The sequence below is a fragment of the uncultured Enterovirga sp. genome (genome assembly GCF_964242715.1).
GTDB lineage: Bacteria > Pseudomonadota > Alphaproteobacteria > Rhizobiales > Beijerinckiaceae > Enterovirga.
Genome location: NZ_CAXTAZ010000047.1, coordinates 23372 through 39684 on the forward strand (window position 1 = coordinate 23372; position 16313 = coordinate 39684).

At 67.7% G+C, this 16313-nt stretch carries 15 protein-coding genes; 12 read left to right on the top strand and 3 right to left on the bottom strand.

All coding sequences use genetic code 11. The annotated features are described in order from the left end of the window. The first annotated feature begins 15 nt into the window (after positions 1-15). The 7 genes from dgcN to ACFE87_RS19460 all read left to right on the top strand — a co-directional run bounded on the left by dgcN (position 16) and on the right by ACFE87_RS19460 (position 6625). Complete coding sequence (gene dgcN / locus ACFE87_RS19430; RefSeq protein WP_375461320.1) at positions 16-1053, top strand: N-acetyltransferase DgcN; 1038 nt, start codon at positions 16-18, stop codon at positions 1051-1053. A gap of 4 nt (positions 1054-1057) precedes the next feature. Beyond that, entirely contained in the window at positions 1058-2524 is a 1467-nt protein-coding gene (locus ACFE87_RS19435; RefSeq protein ID WP_375461307.1) for an MDR family MFS transporter, read from the top strand. Positions 2525-2566: 42 nt separating this feature from the next. Further along, positions 2567-3181, top strand: a complete 615-nt coding sequence (folE, locus tag ACFE87_RS19440; protein WP_375461308.1) for a GTP cyclohydrolase I FolE — start codon at positions 2567-2569, stop codon at positions 3179-3181. 91 nt (positions 3182-3272) lie between these two features. Then, the gene (locus ACFE87_RS19445) at positions 3273-3446 is read left to right on the top strand and encodes a DUF1328 domain-containing protein (RefSeq protein ID WP_375461309.1); all 174 of its coding nucleotides are present in this window, start codon (positions 3273-3275) and stop codon (positions 3444-3446) included. Between the two features lie 181 nt (positions 3447-3627). After that, positions 3628-3894, top strand: a complete 267-nt coding sequence (locus tag ACFE87_RS19450) for a hypothetical protein (RefSeq protein ID WP_375461310.1) — start codon at positions 3628-3630, stop codon at positions 3892-3894. A 77-nt stretch (positions 3895-3971) separates the two neighbouring features. Beyond that, positions 3972-6119, top strand: coding sequence for a molybdopterin-dependent oxidoreductase (locus tag ACFE87_RS19455; RefSeq protein ID WP_375461311.1), 2148 nt, complete (start codon positions 3972-3974; stop codon positions 6117-6119). A gap of 155 nt (positions 6120-6274) precedes the next feature. After that, a complete protein-coding gene (locus ACFE87_RS19460) occupies positions 6275-6625 on the top strand; it encodes a hypothetical protein (RefSeq protein ID WP_375461312.1) in 351 nt (116 codons plus the stop codon). Between the two features lie 55 nt (positions 6626-6680). Here ACFE87_RS19460 and purN read toward each other — a convergent pair whose 3' ends face one another. Together purN and purM are read right to left on the bottom strand one after the other, a co-directional pair. Next, entirely contained in the window at positions 6681-7304 is a 624-nt protein-coding gene (purN, locus tag ACFE87_RS19465; RefSeq protein ID WP_375461313.1) for a phosphoribosylglycinamide formyltransferase, read from the bottom strand. Then, positions 7301-8383, bottom strand: a complete 1083-nt coding sequence (purM, locus tag ACFE87_RS19470; protein ID WP_375461314.1) for a phosphoribosylformylglycinamidine cyclo-ligase — start codon at positions 8381-8383, stop codon at positions 7301-7303. The genes purN and purM overlap by 4 nt, the downstream gene beginning before the upstream one ends. A 133-nt stretch (positions 8384-8516) precedes the next feature. Between purM and ACFE87_RS19475 the strand changes: the two genes are divergently transcribed. The 5 genes from ACFE87_RS19475 to ACFE87_RS19495 all read left to right on the top strand — a co-directional run bounded on the left by ACFE87_RS19475 (position 8517) and on the right by ACFE87_RS19495 (position 14742). Then, a complete protein-coding gene (locus tag ACFE87_RS19475) occupies positions 8517-9047 on the top strand; it encodes a CDP-alcohol phosphatidyltransferase family protein (protein ID WP_375461315.1) in 531 nt (176 codons plus the stop codon). A gap of 62 nt (positions 9048-9109) precedes the next feature. Beyond that, entirely contained in the window at positions 9110-10225 is a 1116-nt protein-coding gene (locus ACFE87_RS19480; protein WP_375461321.1) for an AI-2E family transporter, read from the top strand. Then, complete coding sequence (locus ACFE87_RS19485; protein WP_375461316.1) at positions 10218-10916, top strand: hypothetical protein; 699 nt, start codon at positions 10218-10220, stop codon at positions 10914-10916. Before ACFE87_RS19480 ends, ACFE87_RS19485 begins: the two co-directional genes overlap by 8 nt. 123 nt (positions 10917-11039) lie before the next feature. Next, the gene (locus ACFE87_RS19490) at positions 11040-13238 is read left to right on the top strand and encodes an RNA degradosome polyphosphate kinase (protein WP_375461322.1); all 2199 of its coding nucleotides are present in this window, start codon (positions 11040-11042) and stop codon (positions 13236-13238) included. Continuing rightward, positions 13216-14742, top strand: a complete 1527-nt coding sequence (locus ACFE87_RS19495) for an exopolyphosphatase (protein WP_375461317.1) — start codon at positions 13216-13218, stop codon at positions 14740-14742. The genes ACFE87_RS19490 and ACFE87_RS19495 overlap by 23 nt, the downstream gene beginning before the upstream one ends. A 76-nt stretch (positions 14743-14818) precedes the next feature. On the opposite strand, the gene ACFE87_RS19500 is transcribed toward ACFE87_RS19495, so the two are convergent. Next, the gene (locus tag ACFE87_RS19500) at positions 14819-16204 is read right to left on the bottom strand and encodes a hypothetical protein (RefSeq protein WP_375461318.1); all 1386 of its coding nucleotides are present in this window, start codon (positions 16202-16204) and stop codon (positions 14819-14821) included. Between the last annotated feature and the right edge of the window lie 109 nt (positions 16205-16313).

The following is a 16313-nucleotide window of genomic DNA, read 5'->3' on the forward strand; positions in this document are numbered from 1 at the left end:
GCAGCGAGCCCGTCCATGCAGATCAACCCTCCCTATCTCATGTTCCTCGGCGACGTGCCGGATGCGCTCGCTGCCAAAACGGCCGCGGGCGTCGTCGATTGGCGGCGGGATTGGTGCATTGGCCAGCTGCGGCTGCCGGGCTGCGCGGCCGATCTCGGCATTCCGGACATCTCGATCGCCGAGGCCGTGGCCAAGGGCTGCCGGACGATGATCGTCGGGATCGTCAACGCGGGCGGCGTCCTGAACGAGAGCTGGATCCCGTCCATCGTGGGCGCGCTCGAGGCCGGGATGGATGTCGCGAGCGGCCTCCACATCCGGCTCGGCTCGGACGAGCGCATCGCGCATGCGGCCTTCGCCAACGGCCGCCAGCTCTTCGACGTCCGGGTCTCCGAGCAGCGTTTCGCCACCGGCAAGGGGACGAAGCGCCCGGGCCTGCGTCTCCTGACGGTCGGGACCGATTGTTCGGTCGGCAAGAAATACACGGCGCTGGCCCTCGAGACGGCCATGCGGGCGCGCGGCTTCGACGCCGATTTCCGGGCGACCGGCCAGACCGGCGTCCTCATCTCCGGTCGCGGCGTCGCGATCGACGCGGTCGTGGCCGACTTCATCTCGGGCGCGGTCGAGTGGATCGCGCCGGCGGCCGAGCCCGACCATTGGGACATCGTGGAAGGACAGGGCTCTCTCTTTCACCCGTCCTTCGCGGGCGTCACGATCGGTCTCCTGCACGGGGCCCAGCCCGACGCCTTCGTGGTCTGCCACGAGCCGACCCGCACCACGATGCGGGGCGTGCAGCATCCGCTGCCGAGCATCGCCGACGTGATCGATCTCACCATCCGCTGCGGCCGGCTCACGAACCCGGAGATCCGTCCGGTCGGGATCGCGGTCAACACCAAGGCGATGGCCGATGACGGCGAGGCGCGCCGCCTGCTGGACGACCTCGCCCGCGAGCACGACCTGCCCGCGACCGATCCGATCCGGTTCGGGGTCGAGACGCTTGTCGACCGGGTGGAGGCGGATTTCCCGCGCGCGATGCCCGACGCGAAGCGCGCCTGACCGGATGGATGCCGAGACCCCCGAGGGCCTTCGCCGACCCCCGCTGAGCCAGGCCGAGATCCGGTCGGTCTTCTACGGGATCATGCTCGCCATGTTCCTATCAGCGCTCGACCAGACGATCGTCGCGACCGCGATGCCGACCATGGGGCGCGAACTGGGCGGCGCCCAGCACCTCCCCTGGGTCGTGACGGCGTATCTTCTCGCCTCGACCGCGGTCACGCCGCTCTACGGCAAATTCGCCGACATGTATGGCCGCCGCGTCACCATGCTGAGCGCGATCGGAATCTTCATTCTGGGCTCGATCGCCTGCGCGCTCGCGCCATCGATGCTCGCCTTGGCACTGGCACGCGGCCTGCAGGGCCTCGGCGGCGGCGGTCTGATAGCGCTCGCTCAGACGATCATCGGCGACATGGTGACGCCGCGCGAGCGCGGAAAGTACCAGGTTTATTTCGGGATCGTCTTCGCCAGCGCGAGCGTGCTCGGCCCCATGCTCGGCGGGTTCTTTGCCGAAACGCTGCACTGGTCCTGGATCTTCTGGATCAACCTTCCGCTCGGTCTTCTCACGCTGTGGCTCGTGAGCGATACGCTGAGACGCCTGCCGCGCCACGATCGCCGGCACCGGCTCGATCTCGCGGGCGCGGCCCTGATGGTCGCCGCGAGTTCGACCCTGATGCTGGCCGTGAGCTGGGGCGGGGTCGCCTATCCCTGGGGATCGTTCCCGATCGTCGGCCTTTTCGCGGCCTCGCTGGTGCTCTGGGCCCTGTTCGGGCTCCGTCTTGCGACCGCCATCGAGCCCCTCATCCCGCTTGCGATCCTGGCAGACCGCGTGGTCCTGACAGGCATCATGGCGGGTGCGCTCGCGATGGGCGTCTATGTCGGTCTCACCATCATCGTGCCGATCTATTTCGAGACGGCGCTCGGGTTCTCCGCCCGCGAATCCGGCCTGGCCCTGATTCCCTACATGGTCGGGGTTCCGATCGGTGCGACGGCGGCCGGGCGGACCATGGCTGCCGTACGGCATTACAAGCGCGTTCCGCTCGTCGGAATGGCGGTCGCCGTCCTGTCGCTCGCAACCTTCGCCCTGACCGTCGGGCGAGCCCCGTTCTGGTTCGTGGAGGTCCTTCTCGGGTTGAGCGCGATCGGGCTCGGGACCGTGTTTCCGATCGCGACGGTGGCCGTGCAGAACGCAGTTCTGCCTCATCACCTCGGCACCGCGACGGCCAGCATGAACTTCATGCGCCAGTTGATGGCAGCGCTCATCGTCGCCGTGTTCGGCGCCATCGCGCTCGGCGGCTCGGGGTTGGTGCTGGAGGGCACGGCCGTCCGAAGTGCCGCCGGTCTTTCAGGCTTCGCGGCCGTATTCTGGGTGGCGGCGGCCGGCTTCGGCGCGGCATTCGTGGCGCTCGCCCTGATGGAGGAGCGGCCCCTGCGCGATCGAGCCGCGCTGGCGTCCGACAGCCCGGTCGAGTAGCGACGGGCCGCAATGCCGCCCGTCATCGGGCAGGAGAGATGCATGCCGCCGAACCAGAAGCTGCCCATGCTGGTCACGGACGGGCCCGGCCGCCGGCCCACCCAGGCGGAGGCCGAAGAGGCGGTCCGCACCCTCATCCGCTGGGCCGGCGACGACCCGACCCGCGAGGGTCTGCTCGAGACGCCCTCCCGCGTGGCGCGCGCCTATGGCGAATGGTTTTCGGGCTACGATCAGGATGCCGGCGCCGTGCTCCGGCGGACCTTCGCGGAGGTCGGCGGCTATGACGAGATCGTGGTTCTGAAGGCGATCGCCTTTTCGTCCCATTGCGAGCACCACATGGCGCCCATCACCGGCTTCGTCCATATCGGCTACCTGCCGCGCCGGCGCGTGGTCGGCATCTCGAAGCTCGCCCGCCTCGTCCACGCCTTCGCGCGGCGCCTCCAGGTGCAGGAGCGCCTGACGGCCGAGATCGCCGACACCCTGCAGGAGGTGCTGCAGCCGCGCGGCGTCGCCGTGATGGTCGAGGCGACGCATGGCTGCATGACGACCCGCGGCGTCGATGCCCGCGAGGCCACGATGGTCACGAGCCGCATGCTGGGCGCCTTCCGAGAAAACCCGGCGACTCGGCGGGAATTCTTCGCCGCGATCGGGAAGTGACCCTCCGCCGGTCGTCCTTCCGCGAGCGGGTTGACCGCCGCGCCGCCGCGACCCCACCCTGTCGATCGCGAAATCCGTTCGGAGTCCCTCGATGCTGAAATGGGCGCTCATCTTCTTCGTTGTATCGCTGATTGCCGGCGCCCTCGGCTTCACGGGAATCGCGGCCGGGGCCGGCCGGATCGCGAAAATCCTGTTCGGGGTCTTCCTCGTCCTCGCACTCGCCGTCGTCGTGATCGCCATCGCGATCGGGCAGGCCGTCTTCTAGCTCCTCCAGGGGCAATCGGGCCGGTCCCGACAGACCGGCCAGAACGCGCCAACCTTGCGCCACGCTCCTGCGGCAGGATTGTCACCCTGCCGCAGGCCGAATAGCGTAGAAGGAACGAGCGCGTTTGAAGCGGAGACGGATTTTGGCCGGGCTGCGGTGGATATCGGTGCGTCGGGGCTGCGTGGCCGCGTTCGGTGCTGCGGCCGTGATCGCGGCAACGGCGGCTCAGGCCGACAGTTTCCCGCCCTTCTACGGCTATTCCGGCTATTTCGGAGCGCCGACGACCTACTACACGCGTGACCTCGACGTGCAGCAATCGACCAGGATGCGGGACGGCTACCAGGGCTTCGGCGTCCGGACCTACACCACCGGCGGACCGTTCTGGGGCTACAAATCGCACCGGCGTCTGCTGCGGGCGCGCCGCGAGGGGCTGCGCGTCAAGGGCTAGCCGACGGCGCTGCCGGGCTTTCCGGGCGAGGGTGTCCGGTCTAAGAGGTTCGGCCCGGATCCTGCACGGAAGCGGCCATGAATCTCGCCCCTCGGATCGAGCGTCGCTATACGACCTGCCCCCACGACTGCCCCTCGACCTGCGGGCTCGAGGTCGAGGTCATCGACGGCCGGAGCATCGGACGGGTGCGGGGCGCCGACAATCACAGCTACACGGCCGGCGTCATCTGCGCGAAGGTCGCCCGTTATTCTGAGCGCATCCACCATCCCGACCGGCTGACCCATCCCCTGCGCAGGGTCGGGCCCAAGGGTTCGCGCCAGTTCCGCCGCATCTCCTGGGACGAGGCGCTCGACCACACCGCCGAGGCTTTTCTCGCCGCGGAGCGGGAGCATGGCTCGGAGGCGGTCTGGCCGTATTACTACGCTGGCACGATGGGCTACGTCATGCGGGACGGCATCAACCGCCTGCGCCACGCGAAGCGCTATTCCGGGCAGTTCTCCAGCATCTGCACCACCCCGGCCTGGACCGGATACATCGCCGGGACCGGGCGGCTGGCCGGTGCCGATCCGCGCGAGATGGCGGCGTCGGATTGCGTCGTGATCTGGGGCACGAACCCCGTCCACACGCAGGTCAACGTGATGACCCACGCGCTCCGCTCCCGGAAGAAACGCGGGGCGAAGCTCGTCGTCGTCGACATCTACGACAACCCGACGATGAAGCAGGCGGACCTGGCGCTCCTGCTGAAGCCCGGCACCGACGGCGCGCTCGCCTGCGCGGCGATGCATGTCCTTTTCCGCGAAGGGCTTGCCGACCGGGACTACCTCGCCCGCTACACCGATTGCCCGGCGGACCTCGAAGCCCATCTCGCGACCCGCACGCCGGAATGGGCCGCCGCCATCACGGGCCTGCCGGTCGCCGATATCGAGGCCTTCGCGCGTCTCGTCGGCACGACGAAGCGCAGCTATTTTCGCCTCGGCTACGGCTTCTCCCGGAGCCGCAACGGCGCCGTCAACATGCACGCCGCCCTCTGCATTCCGGCCGTGACCGGCGCCTGGCAATATGAAGGCGGCGGCGCTTTCCACTCGAATTCCGGCATCTATGGGCTCCAGAAGGGCGTCATCGAGGGCGCCGACGTGGCGGATGGCGCAATCCGCCGCCTGCAGCAGACGGAGATCGGTCGCGTCCTCACGGGCGATCCCGAGAGCCTCCGGCACGGCCCGCCCGTGACCGCGATGCTGATCCAGAACACGAATCCGGTCTCGATCGCGCCCGAGCAGGAACTGGTGAAGCGAGGTTTTGCGCGCGAGGATCTGTTCACCTGCGTGCACGAGCAGTTCATGACCGAGACGGCCGCGATGGCCGACATCGTCCTGCCCGCGACCATGTTCATGGAACATGACGACCTCTACACGGCCGGCGGGCACCAGCACATCCAGTTCGGCCCGAAGCTCGTCGATCCCCCGGTCGAGTGCCGGTCGAACCACGACGTGCTCTGCGGCCTCGCGTCCCGCGTCGGGGCGGAGCATCGCGGCTTCACGATGTCGCCGCGCGAGTTGATCGACGACATGCTGCGCTCTTCCGGGCGAGGAACGGTCGAGGAGCTCGAGGCCGAGAGCTGGATCGACGTCCAGCCGTCCTTCGAGACCGCGCATTACCTCGACGGCTTCGGCCATGCCGACCGGCGTTTCCACTTCCGAGTGGATTGGCAGCATGTGCCGAACGCCAATATCGGCCCGGTCGGCCCCTGGCGAGACCTTCCGGACCTCCCGGATCATTGGGGCAGCATCGAAGAGGCGACTCCGCTGCATCCGTTCCGGCTCGCGACGAGTCCGGCCCGGTCCTTCCTGAACAGCAGCTTCAACGAGACGCCGGGCTCGCTCTCGCGGGAGCGTCGGCCCGAGGTGATGGTCCATCCCGAGGATGCCGCGTCACTCGGCATCGAGACGGGTGACTGGGTCCGGCTGAGCAACGGCCGGGGCGCGGTCCTGATCCGGGCCCGGATCTACGAGGGCGTCAGGCGCGGCGTCCTGATCGCCGAATCGATCTGGCCGAATGCCGCTTTCCCGGATGGGCGCGGCATCAACACGCTCACCGGAGCGGACCAGATCGCCCCTTATGGAGGCGCGGCGTTTCACGACAACAGCGTCGCCCTGGAACGCGTTCGGCAGCCGATCAGCTTCGAGCCGGACCTCGCCCGACGGATGGCCGAGCCCGTCTACGCCTGAGATCGATGCCGCGCGAACCAGGGATAGCGCACGGCGCAGGGCGGCGTCGCTCCTGGTCGCACGTTCATGCACAGGCCGGGCGGGGTTCCGGCTTGACCGGCGGGCAGGGCTGGGGAGTGTGACACCCCTCTCACTTCTTCCAGGTCGTCTGCTCCATGCCCGCTCTTGCTCGATCACTTCTGGCGATCACCTTCGTCGCCTTCTCCGGAGCCGCCCTGGCCGCCGGGTCCTCGGCGCCCTATGCGCCCGATCCGGGCCTCAGGACCGACACCCCCGCCCAGCTCACGGCCCGCATTCGGCGAGCCTGCAGCGCGACCCAGGCCCGGATCCAGAATGTCTCGACCGGGCAGGTCGAGCGCGGCTGCGGCTGCTACGCCACGCGCGTGATGCGCTCCCTCACGCCGCCCGAGGTGGAGGCCTACCGCATGACAGGCGTGTTCAACGACACGGCCCGCGGCAAGGCCATCTCGGCCATCGACGCCTGCCGGCTGCAGCGACCAGTCTAGGCCGGAATCCGGCCCAGGTGCCCTGCATGGCCGGCCTCGAAGCCCGCTCAGCGCTTCAGCCGGCTGCTGCCTTCCCCGCGAACACCGTCGTACCCCCTTCGAGCCTGGCCTCGCCTCGCGCCACCATGGCGAGCCCGACCGGGTAGAGCCGGTGCTCCTCGGCCAGCACGCGCGCGGCCAGGCTCGCCTCGTCGTCGCCGGGGAGGACCGGAACGGTGGCCTGGACGATCGTCGGGCCGGAATCGAGTTCCGGCACCACGAAATGCACCGTGCAGCCATGCCGGTCGACGCCGGCGGCGAGCGCCTGGGCATGCGGGTGGAGGCCCTTGAAGGCCGGCAGTAGGGACGGGTGGATGTTGAGCATCCGGCCCCGCCAATGCTCGACGAAACTCTCGGTCAGGATACGCATGAAGCCGGCGAGGCAGACGAGGTCGATTTCATGCGCGTCGAGTTCGCGCGCAAGCGCCTCGTCGAAGGCGGCCCGGTCCGGAAAACCACGATGCTCGACGACGGCGGTCGGGATGCCGGCCGCAGCGGCCGTGTCGAGGCCGGCGGCATCGGCCCGGTTAGAGACGACGAGCGCGATCCGGGCAGGGTAATCGGGCGCCCGCGTCGCCTCGATCAGGGAGCGCATGTTCGAGCCGCGGCCCGATATCAGGATCGCGACCCGGGCGGTCACGACAGGTGCAGGCTGCCGGAGTAGCGCACCCGCTCGCCGTGGCCGTGGGCGACGACCTCGCCGACGACGACCGGCGCCTCGCCCGCATCCCGGAGGGCCGCCATCGCCTGGTTGGCGTCGCCCCGGCCAGCCACCGCGATCATGCCGATCCCGCAATTGAAGGTGCGGAGCATCTCCGCTTCCGCGATGCCACCGGCCCGAGCGAGCCAGCCGAAGACGGGGGGAGCCTCGATGGCTGAGAGATCCACGAGAGCGCCGCACGACTTGGGCAGCACCCGAGGAATGTTGTCCGGGAAGCCGCCTCCGGTGATGTGGGCGAGCGCCTTGATCCCGGCGCAGGCCTTCAAGGCAGCGAGGAGCGGCTTCACATAGATCCGGGTCGGCGCGAGGAGCGCCTCGCCGAGTTCCTGTCCCGGCGCGAAGGGAGCCGGATCGGTCCAGGCGAGCCCCGCCCGCTCGACGACCCGCCGGACGAGCGAGAAGCCATTCGAATGCAGTCCGGAGGAGGGCAGCCCGATCAGCACGTCGCCGGGCTGGACGTCGCCCCGGGGCAGGAGCGAGCCGCGCTCGGCCGCCCCGACCGCGAAGCCGGCGAGGTCGTAATCCCGGCATGAATAGAGGCCCGGCATCTCGGCCGTCTCGCCGCCGACCAGCGCGCAGCCGGCCATCCGGCAGCCCTCGGCGATGCCCCGGACGATCTCGATCCCGGTCGCGGTCTCGAGCTTCGCGGTCGCGAAATAATCGAGGAACAGGAGCGGTTCCGCACCCTGGACGATGATGTCGTTCACGCACATCGCGACGAGATCGATGCCGATGGTGCCGTGCCGGCCCGTCTCGATCGCGATCTTGACCTTGGTTCCGACGCCGTCATTCGCCGCGACCAGGATCGGGTCGCGGAAGCCCGCGGCCTTGAGGTCGAAGAGGCCGCCGAAGCCGCCGATCTCCGCATCGGCGCCGGGTCGGCGTGTCGCCCGGACCAGCGGCTTGATCGCATCCACCATGGCATTGCCGGCATCGATGTCGACGCCCGCCTCGGCATAGGTGAGCCCGGCTCGGCCCGCGTTTCCCTCGCCGCTCATCGTCGGGCTGCGTCTCGGTTGATCGGGTCTTTCCTCGCCATCGGGCGGGGAGTAAGGGTCCGGGAGATCGGGCGCAAGCTCATCCCGTCGGAAGGCCGGCGGAGCCGTTATGCACCCGCCTGTTGCTTCATCCATGACCATTCCCAACCTGATCACGATCGCCCGGCTGATCATGGTCCCGATCGTGGTCGTGATGATCGGGCAGGGGCTCTGGACGAGTGCCTTCCTGGTCTTCGTGGTCGCGGGTATCTCCGACGCCGCGGACGGCCTCATCGCCCGCCGCTACCATCTGCGCAGCGAACTCGGCGCGTATCTCGACCCCTTGGCCGACAAGGCGCTTCTCGTCTCGATCTACGTCACCCTGTCGGTGGTCGGCGTCCTGCCGGGATGGCTCGCCATCATCGTCGTGTCCCGGGACGTGATGATCGTCTCGGCGATCCTGGTATCGCGCCTGATGGACAAGCCGGTCGAGATCAAGCCGCTCTTCGTCTCGAAGCTGAACACGGCGGCCCAGATCGCCTTCGCGGCGCTCGTCCTCGGCATGATGGCGGCCCATGACGCGCCCTCGCGTCCGCTCAGCTGGGGCATGTTCGTCGTCGCCGCCTTGACCGTGCTCTCGGCCGCTGCCTATCTCGCCAGATGGCTGAGGCACATGGCCGGGTGAGGCTCATGGCTGGCGACGGCCCGGGCCTCTCGGCCGCGCCGATGGGTCGGATGGCGGGCATGATGCAGCGGCAGGTCGTGCTGTGGGTCGGTGCGGGCCTGGTGGCCCTGGGCGTGCTCTATCTCTTAGGCGACATCCTCCTTCCCTTCGTGGTGGGCGCGGCGCTCGCGTATCTGCTCGATCCGCTCGCCGACCGGCTGGAGCGAATCGGCATCGGTCGCCTCGGCGCGACGATCGTGATCCTGTGTCTCTTCGTCCTCGTCTTCGTGCTCGGGCTCGTGGTCCTCGTCCCGATCGTGGTCAATCAGATCGTGGCCTTCGCCGAGCAGCTTCCGACCTATGTCCAGCGGCTCCAGGTCCTGATCGCCGAGCAGGGCGCCCCGCTGGTCGAGCGGGTGGGCGGGCAGGATGCCCTGGCCCAGGTGCAACGAGCCGTGGGCGACCTCGTCGGACAGGGTGCGGCCTGGGTCGCGACCTTCCTCCGGTCGCTCTGGAGCGGCGGCAAGGCGGTAGCGGGCGTGGTCTCGATCCTCGTCGTGACGCCCGTCGTCGCCTTCTACCTCCTGGTCGACTGGGACCGCATGATCCGGACCATCGACAGCTGGGTGCCGCCCCGTAATCGCGCGACGGTGCGGCGGCTCGGGCGGGAGATGGACCGCGCGGTCTCGGGTTTCGTGCGCGGGCAGTCGACCGTGTGCCTGTTCCTCGCGGTCTTCTACGCCACGGGTCTCACCGTCATCGGCCTGAATTTCGGAGGCCTGATCGGGATGATGGCCGGGCTGATCAGCTTCGTCCCTTATGTCGGGTCGCTTACAGGCCTCTTCGTCTCGGTCGGGGTCGCGCTGGTGCAGTTCCTGCCGGACTGGACCTGGGTCGGGGTCACCCTCGGGGTCTTCCTCGTCGGGCAGTTCATCGAGGGCAACATCCTGTCGCCGAAACTCGTCGGAGACGCCGTGGGTCTGCACCCGGTCTGGCTCATGTTCGCGCTCCTCGCCTTCGGGTCGCTGTTCGGCTTCGTCGGGCTTCTTCTCGCCGTGCCGCTGTCCGCGATGATCGGCGTCCTCGCGCGCTTCGCGCTCCAGCGTTACCGCGAGAGCGCGATGTATCTCGGGACCGAGGCGATCGCTCCCCCGCCCGAGGCGACGCCGATCCGGGCCGGTTCCGAGCTCGATGGCTGAGCGTTCGCGGCAGCTCAGCTTCGACCTGCCGATCGACCCGCAGCTCGGGATCGACGATTTTCTGGTCGGCGCCTCGAACGAGGACGCCTTCAGCACGATCACGGGCTGGCCGGACTGGCCGTCGCGTCGCCTGCACCTCTCGGGACCGCATGGGAGCGGGAAGAGCCATCTGGCGGCCACTTGGGCTCGCCGCGTCGGCGCCCACGTGATCGCGGCCACCTCCGTCACCGAAAGCGCGGTGCCGAACCTCTCGGTGTCAGGTTCGCTGGTGCTCGAGGATCTCGACCGTGGCGAGCTCGACGAACATGCCCTGTTCCATCTCGTAAACGTGCTGCTCGAACAGGATGGCTACCTGCTCGTCACGAGCGCCGTTCCGATCGACCGATGCGGTTTGCGGCTCGCCGACCTCAGGTCGCGGCTGCGTCTCGCGCCGACCGTGACGCTCGGCGAGCCGGATGACGCCCTACTCAAGGCCGTGCTCGTGAAACTCTTCATCGACCGGCAGCTCGTGATTGACGCGAGCGTGGTGGCCTTCGTCGCCGCCCGGATCGAGCGCTCCTTCGAGGCCGCGGCGCGGGTCGTGGCCGAGCTCGACCGCGAGGCGCTGAGCCGAGGGCGGCGTATCACCCGCCCTATCGCAGCCAACATCCTGCCCCACGACGGGGAGCAGGTGGCCGCCGATGAAGGCTGACCATCATCCGACCGTCATACAGGGTCCCTAACGCACATGGCAGTCGCGCGGCAGAGACGGAAAGCGCCCCAGGTGGATACGATGTCGGCGGCGATCTCGGACGAGGGCGCGGCCCTGAAGGACATGCCGCGCGTCCGTGCGGCCCCCCTCGGGACCCAGGAGGGCAGCGTCGACGAGGGACAAGCGCTTCGCTCCACCCCGCAGCGCTTCATCAACCGCGAGATCTCCTGGCTGCAATTCAACCGACGCGTCCTGGAGGAGGCCGCGAATACCAGCCACCCGCTCCTGGAGCAGCTCCGCTTCCTGTCGATCTCGGCCTCGAATCTCGACGAGTTCTTCATGGTCCGGGTAGCGGGCCTACGAGGGCAGGTCCGCTCCAGGATCGTCACCCTGTCGCAGGACGGCCTCACCCCGGTGGAGCAGCTGGCGAAGATCGCCGTCGAGGCGTCGAGCCTCGCGGCCGATCAGCAGCGCCGCTGGACCGAATTGCAGCCCTTCCTGCTCGAGAACGGCATCGTCCTCATCTCGGGCGACGAGGCGACCGGACCTGAGAAGGCGTGGCTCGAGGAGCATTTCCTGAGCCACATCTTCCCGGTCCTGACTCCGCTCGCGGTGGATCCCGCCCACCCGTTCCCGTTCATTCCCAATCTCGGCTTCTCGATCGCGCTGAAACTCACCCGGAAGACCGACAACCGCCCGATGAGCGCGCTCATTCGGCTTCCGGCCAAGATCGACCGCTTCGTCCGCCTGCCCGACCTCGCCGAGACGGGCGGTGCCCGCTTCATCGCGCTCGAGCAGGTCACGGTCATGTTCGCGAACAGGCTGTTCCCGGGCTACGTGATCGAGGGCCAGGGCGCGTTCCGCGTCATCCGCGACTCGGACATCGAGATCGAAGAGGAGGCCGAGGATCTCGTCCTCCTCTACGAGACCGCCCTCAAGCGGCGGCGGCGGGGCTCGGTAATCCGCCTCGAAGTCGAGGCCGCCATGCCGGACGACCTCGCCCATTTCGTCGCCGACGAACTCGATTCCTCGGCCGAGGATATCTTCGACGTTGCCGGGATGCTGGCGCTGAGCGAACTGTCCCAGCTCGTCTCGCTCGACCGGCCGGACCTCAAGTTCAAGACCTACAACCCTCGGTTTCCGGAGCGCATCCGTGAGCACGGCTCCGATTGCTTCGCGGCGATCCGGCCGAAGGACATCATCGTCCATCACCCCTACGAATCCTTCGACGCCGTGGTGCTGTTCCTGCAGCAGGCCGCGCGCGATCCGAACGTGATCGCGATCAAGCAGACCCTCTACCGGACCTCCTCCGACTCGCCGATCGTGAAGGCGCTGGCGGAAGCGGCGGAGGCCGGGAAGTCGGTCACGGCGCTCGTGGAGTTGAAGGCGCGGTTCGACGAGGAGGCCAATATCCGCTGGGCCCGCGACCTCGAACGTGCGGGCGCGCAAGTCGTCTACGGCTTCGTCGAGCTGAAGACCCACGCCAAGCTGTCGATGGTCGTCCGCCGCGAGGGCACGCAACTCGTCACCTACTGCCATGTCGGGACCGGCAACTACCATCCGTTCACGGCCCGCATCTACACGGACCTGTCCTTCTTCACGGCGGACCCGGCCATCTGCCGGGACGTCGCCCGAATCTTCAACTTCATCACCGGCTACGCCGAGCCGGACGAACTCGAGTTGATGGCAGTCTCGCCGCTGAACCTGCGCAAGCGTCTCCTCCGCCGCATCGAGGAGGAGGTCGGCCACGCCAAGGCCGGGCGCCCGGCCGCAATCTGGGGGAAGTGCAATTCGCTCGTCGACCCGGCGATCATCGATGCGTTGTACGACGCGAGCGGGGCAGGGGTGCAGATCGACCTCGTCGTACGGGGCATCTGCTGCCTGCGGCCGGGCATCCCGGGCCTGTCCGAGAATATCCGGGTGAAATCGATCGTCGGTCGCTTCCTGGAGCACAGCCGCATCTACGCCTTCGGCGCCGGCAAAGGGCTGCCTCACGCCGACGCTACGGTCTACATCTCTTCCGCCGACCTGATGACCCGCAACCTCGACCGGAGGGTGGAGGCGTTGACGCCGATCCTCAATCCAACCGTGCACGAACAGGTGCTGCACCAGATCATGCTGGCGAATTTGCTCGACAATGAGCAGAGCTGGACGGTATTGCCGTCCGGTGCATCGGAACGGGTGAAGCGGCGGGACGGCGAGGAGCCGTTCAACGCTCACCGCTATTTCATGACGAATCCGAGCCTGTCCGGTCGGGGCAAGTCCCAGAAGAAATCGAGCCCTCGGTCGCTTGCCAAGCGTGGACGCCTTTCCTCAACCTGACGATCCGGCGCCGGGCCGCCTCCAGCGCACGAGCCCGATCGCGATCATCGACATCGGATCGAACTCTGTCCGCCTCGTGATCTACGAGGGGCATTCGCGCGCCCCGACCCCGCTCTACAACGAGAAGCTCCTCTGCGGCCTCGGCCGCGGAGTCGCGACGACCGGCCGCTTGCCGGAGGACGCCGTGGAGCGCGCTCTCGTCGCGCTCGCCCGGTTTCGGCTCCTGTGCCAGATGGCGGACGTGCGCTGGGTTCGCGTGCTCGCGACGGCGGCCGCCCGGGATGCCGCGAACGGCCCGGCCTTTCTGGCGGCTGCCGCGCGCGCCTGCGGCCAGGAGGTCGAGCTTCTCAGCGGCGAACGCGAGGCGGCGCTGTCGGCCTCGGGCGTGATCTCGAGCTTTTTCGCGCCGGACGGGGTCGTCGGCGATCTCGGCGGCGGCAGCCTCGAACTCATCGACATCCGGGGCGGGGTGGCCGGGTCGGGCATAACGCTGCCGCTCGGCGGCCTCGTCCTCAGCGATCTCGCGGGGGGCTCACCCAAGAAGGCGGGCCGGATCGCCCGCGAGGCGCTTGCCGGACTGCCCCATCTGCAACTCCTCGAGGGCCGCACCTTCTATGCGGTCGGCGGGACCTTCCGGGCGATCGCGAAGCTGCAGATGGCGGAGCGGAATTACCCCATGCGGGTGCTGCACGGCTACGATCTGGATGTCGGCGACGGTTTTCAGTCCCTCGTGGCTCGCGCCGGGACGGGCTCCAAGAGGGCCGAAGGCATCTCCGACCTGCGCCGGCCGCTTCTCGCCTACGGGGCCATCGTGCTCGACGAGATCGTGCGGATCGGACGGCCGAAGCGGGTGACGATCTCGGCGCTGGGCGTTCGGGAGGGCCTGCTCTTCGAGGAACTCGATCCGGCGAGCCGCCGCGACGATCCGCTGCTCGTCGCCGCCGGCGAATTCAACCTGCTGCGGTCGCGGGCGCCCAAACACGGCTACGAGCTGATCGCCTGGACGGATGTCGCCCTCTCCTCGCTAGGAGTCGCGGAAAGCGCCGACGAGCGCCGGCTGAGGCATGCGGCTTGTCTCCTGGCCGATATCGGCTGGCGGGCCCATCCCGATTACCGGAGCGAGCAGAGCCTGGCGCTGATCTCGCAGGCGTCCTTTCTGTCCATCGACCATCCCGGACGGGCGTATCTTGCCCTCGCCATCTATCTCCGGCATGCCGGTTTGTCGCTCGACAAGATCAGCCCGGAGACGGCCGGCCTCACGACGCCGCGCCTCTTGAAGATGGCCCGGCTTCTCGCTGGGCTTCTGCGCATCGCCTATCCGATGTCGGTCGCGATGCCGGGGCTTCTGCGCCGGACATGGGTCGGCGCAGAGGCCGGGCGCCTCGTCCTGCGGATCCCGACCGACCTCGCCCCGCTCGCGAGCGAGCGACTGGACAATCGCCTGAAGGCGCTCGGGCGGGTGGTCGACCTTGAGGCCCGGATCGAGGTCGGTTCCGCCGGGTAGCGGGCCGTTTTCGGCTTCGAGCGACTCGGCTGGGCTTGGGCCATCCTGCCGCTCGAGTCTTGAAGTTAAGGCCCGGTCAGCTTCGACCCGCTATGGCGTATAATTCCTCGACATAGCCAGGTCTCATCCAGTTCCGATGGCGGCTCAGAAGGATATATCCGCCAGCTTGCTTGACGAGGTCGGAAACCTTGTTCTGCGACCACTCGCCGATAGTCCAACCTGACTCCTGGTTGATGCTCAGGAAGTAGCGAAAGCCGAGAGACCGTGCGTCGCTGAGGTATTTGATCGCCGCCGCAGTCTCGATTTCAGGTAGAGAGTCCATGTTGAACAGGAACTCACGTCCGCCCTTGTCACTGGCCCCGAACTCCCATGGGGGGATCAGCGTCAACCTGCCTCCGGCCTGATCTTCGCCGTAGAGTCTGAGGTCGCTATGGTGACGCAGCGTAAATGCCTGCGCGGCCCCGACTGTTGGGAGGTCAACAATCTGATAGGGGAAGGCCCCGAGTAGCGCAGCGTAGTGCGCGACCAAACCGACTCCGCCTCCTATCTCGGAGATCCCGGTGGTCCCGTATTGGCGCCGTAAGACATCCAGGCGCCAAGCCGCATACATCGCGTCGAGCGCTCGGACGTTGACGACGCCGTGGGTTGTAGAGAGTCCCCAATATCCTCCGACCGGAGCTTTGAGTGAAGGAACGCTGAGAGTGGCAGCGACAGCATCGAGCAATGCACTCGGTTCCGCCGTGGAGTGGACGCCCCGTCTGCCCTGCTCAGGATTTTCCACGGCGACGCATCCCATCGCCTCAGCGAGGGAAAGAAGACGGTCAAAGATCAGTGTCGCCGCAGCGTTGCGGAAAGCAGCGTTGGACTCTGCGCCTTCATAGGCTGCGGGCCCATCGAAAAAGCCGGTCGATAGAGGTCGCCGGCCCACGTCCGCGAGATACTGCGCCAACTCCGCCACGGCGCTATCTCTCGCCAGGGCAAGAAATTCGCCGTGGCTCTTCACCAAAAGCCCCCAAAGGGGGCCGTAGTCCGTCGAGACCGTTTCGGCCGTCTGCAACGCTCCAACGATTCGGCCCGCGATGTCGAGGACACCATCGTCGACTGGACCGCAGTAGGTAACGGTTCTGTTCGATCCTAAGCTCTCCAAGACGGCGACGTGGTTCAGGCTGTCGAACAAGTGGCTTTTCAATGCACTCGGGCTCTGGACGACAAATGCGCCTTTGTACTTCGCGAATACTATATCGTCAGGGCGCACGGATGGGACGTCCCGAATAGAGAAGCCGTAGTTGATGTTGCCGGTCGCGAGAATTGAGAGATCCTGTCTGGCCTGGTCTGCCGTGATTCTGCGGAAAAACCGACCGCCTATGTAGACATCGAGCTGAACCGCTATCTCTGGGCGTTCATCATCAAACGCCCAACCGTGGATCTCGCCTTCAGCCTTATCGACATATCCGCGTAGCATTGGTGGGCCCTTTCAGCCGAAGTACAGGCGTCGGTTCCGCCGGGTGTTTAGGTGACTAGAGCGGGTTCAGCTCTTTCCGATTCGAAGCGGGATTCACGGCTGGGGTTTG

Bases quoted from the DNA above. Each gene is read 5' to 3' on its own strand.
- ACFE87_RS19475 (WP_375461315.1), top strand. From the start codon at position 8,517: ATGACCATTCCCAACCTGATCACGATCGCCCGGCTGATCATGGTCCCG.
- folE (WP_375461308.1), top strand. From the start codon at position 2,567: ATGCCGCCGAACCAGAAGCTGCCCATGCTGGTCACGGACGGGCCCGGC.
- purM (WP_375461314.1), bottom strand. From the start codon at position 8,383: ATGAGCGGCGAGGGAAACGCGGGCCGAGCCGGGCTCACCTATGCCGAG.
- ACFE87_RS19490 (WP_375461322.1), top strand. From the start codon at position 11,040: ATGCCGCGCGTCCGTGCGGCCCCCCTCGGGACCCAGGAGGGCAGCGTC.
- ACFE87_RS19500 (WP_375461318.1), bottom strand. From the start codon at position 16,204: ATGCTACGCGGATATGTCGATAAGGCTGAAGGCGAGATCCACGGTTGG.
- ACFE87_RS19460 (WP_375461312.1), top strand. From the start codon at position 6,275: ATGCCCGCTCTTGCTCGATCACTTCTGGCGATCACCTTCGTCGCCTTC.
- ACFE87_RS19445 (WP_375461309.1), top strand. From the start codon at position 3,273: ATGCTGAAATGGGCGCTCATCTTCTTCGTTGTATCGCTGATTGCCGGC.
- ACFE87_RS19435 (WP_375461307.1), top strand. From the start codon at position 1,058: ATGGATGCCGAGACCCCCGAGGGCCTTCGCCGACCCCCGCTGAGCCAG.
- dgcN (WP_375461320.1), top strand. From the start codon at position 16: ATGCAGATCAACCCTCCCTATCTCATGTTCCTCGGCGACGTGCCGGAT.
- ACFE87_RS19485 (WP_375461316.1), top strand. From the start codon at position 10,218: ATGGCTGAGCGTTCGCGGCAGCTCAGCTTCGACCTGCCGATCGACCCG.
- ACFE87_RS19480 (WP_375461321.1), top strand. From the start codon at position 9,110: ATGCAGCGGCAGGTCGTGCTGTGGGTCGGTGCGGGCCTGGTGGCCCTG.
- ACFE87_RS19455 (WP_375461311.1), top strand. From the start codon at position 3,972: ATGAATCTCGCCCCTCGGATCGAGCGTCGCTATACGACCTGCCCCCAC.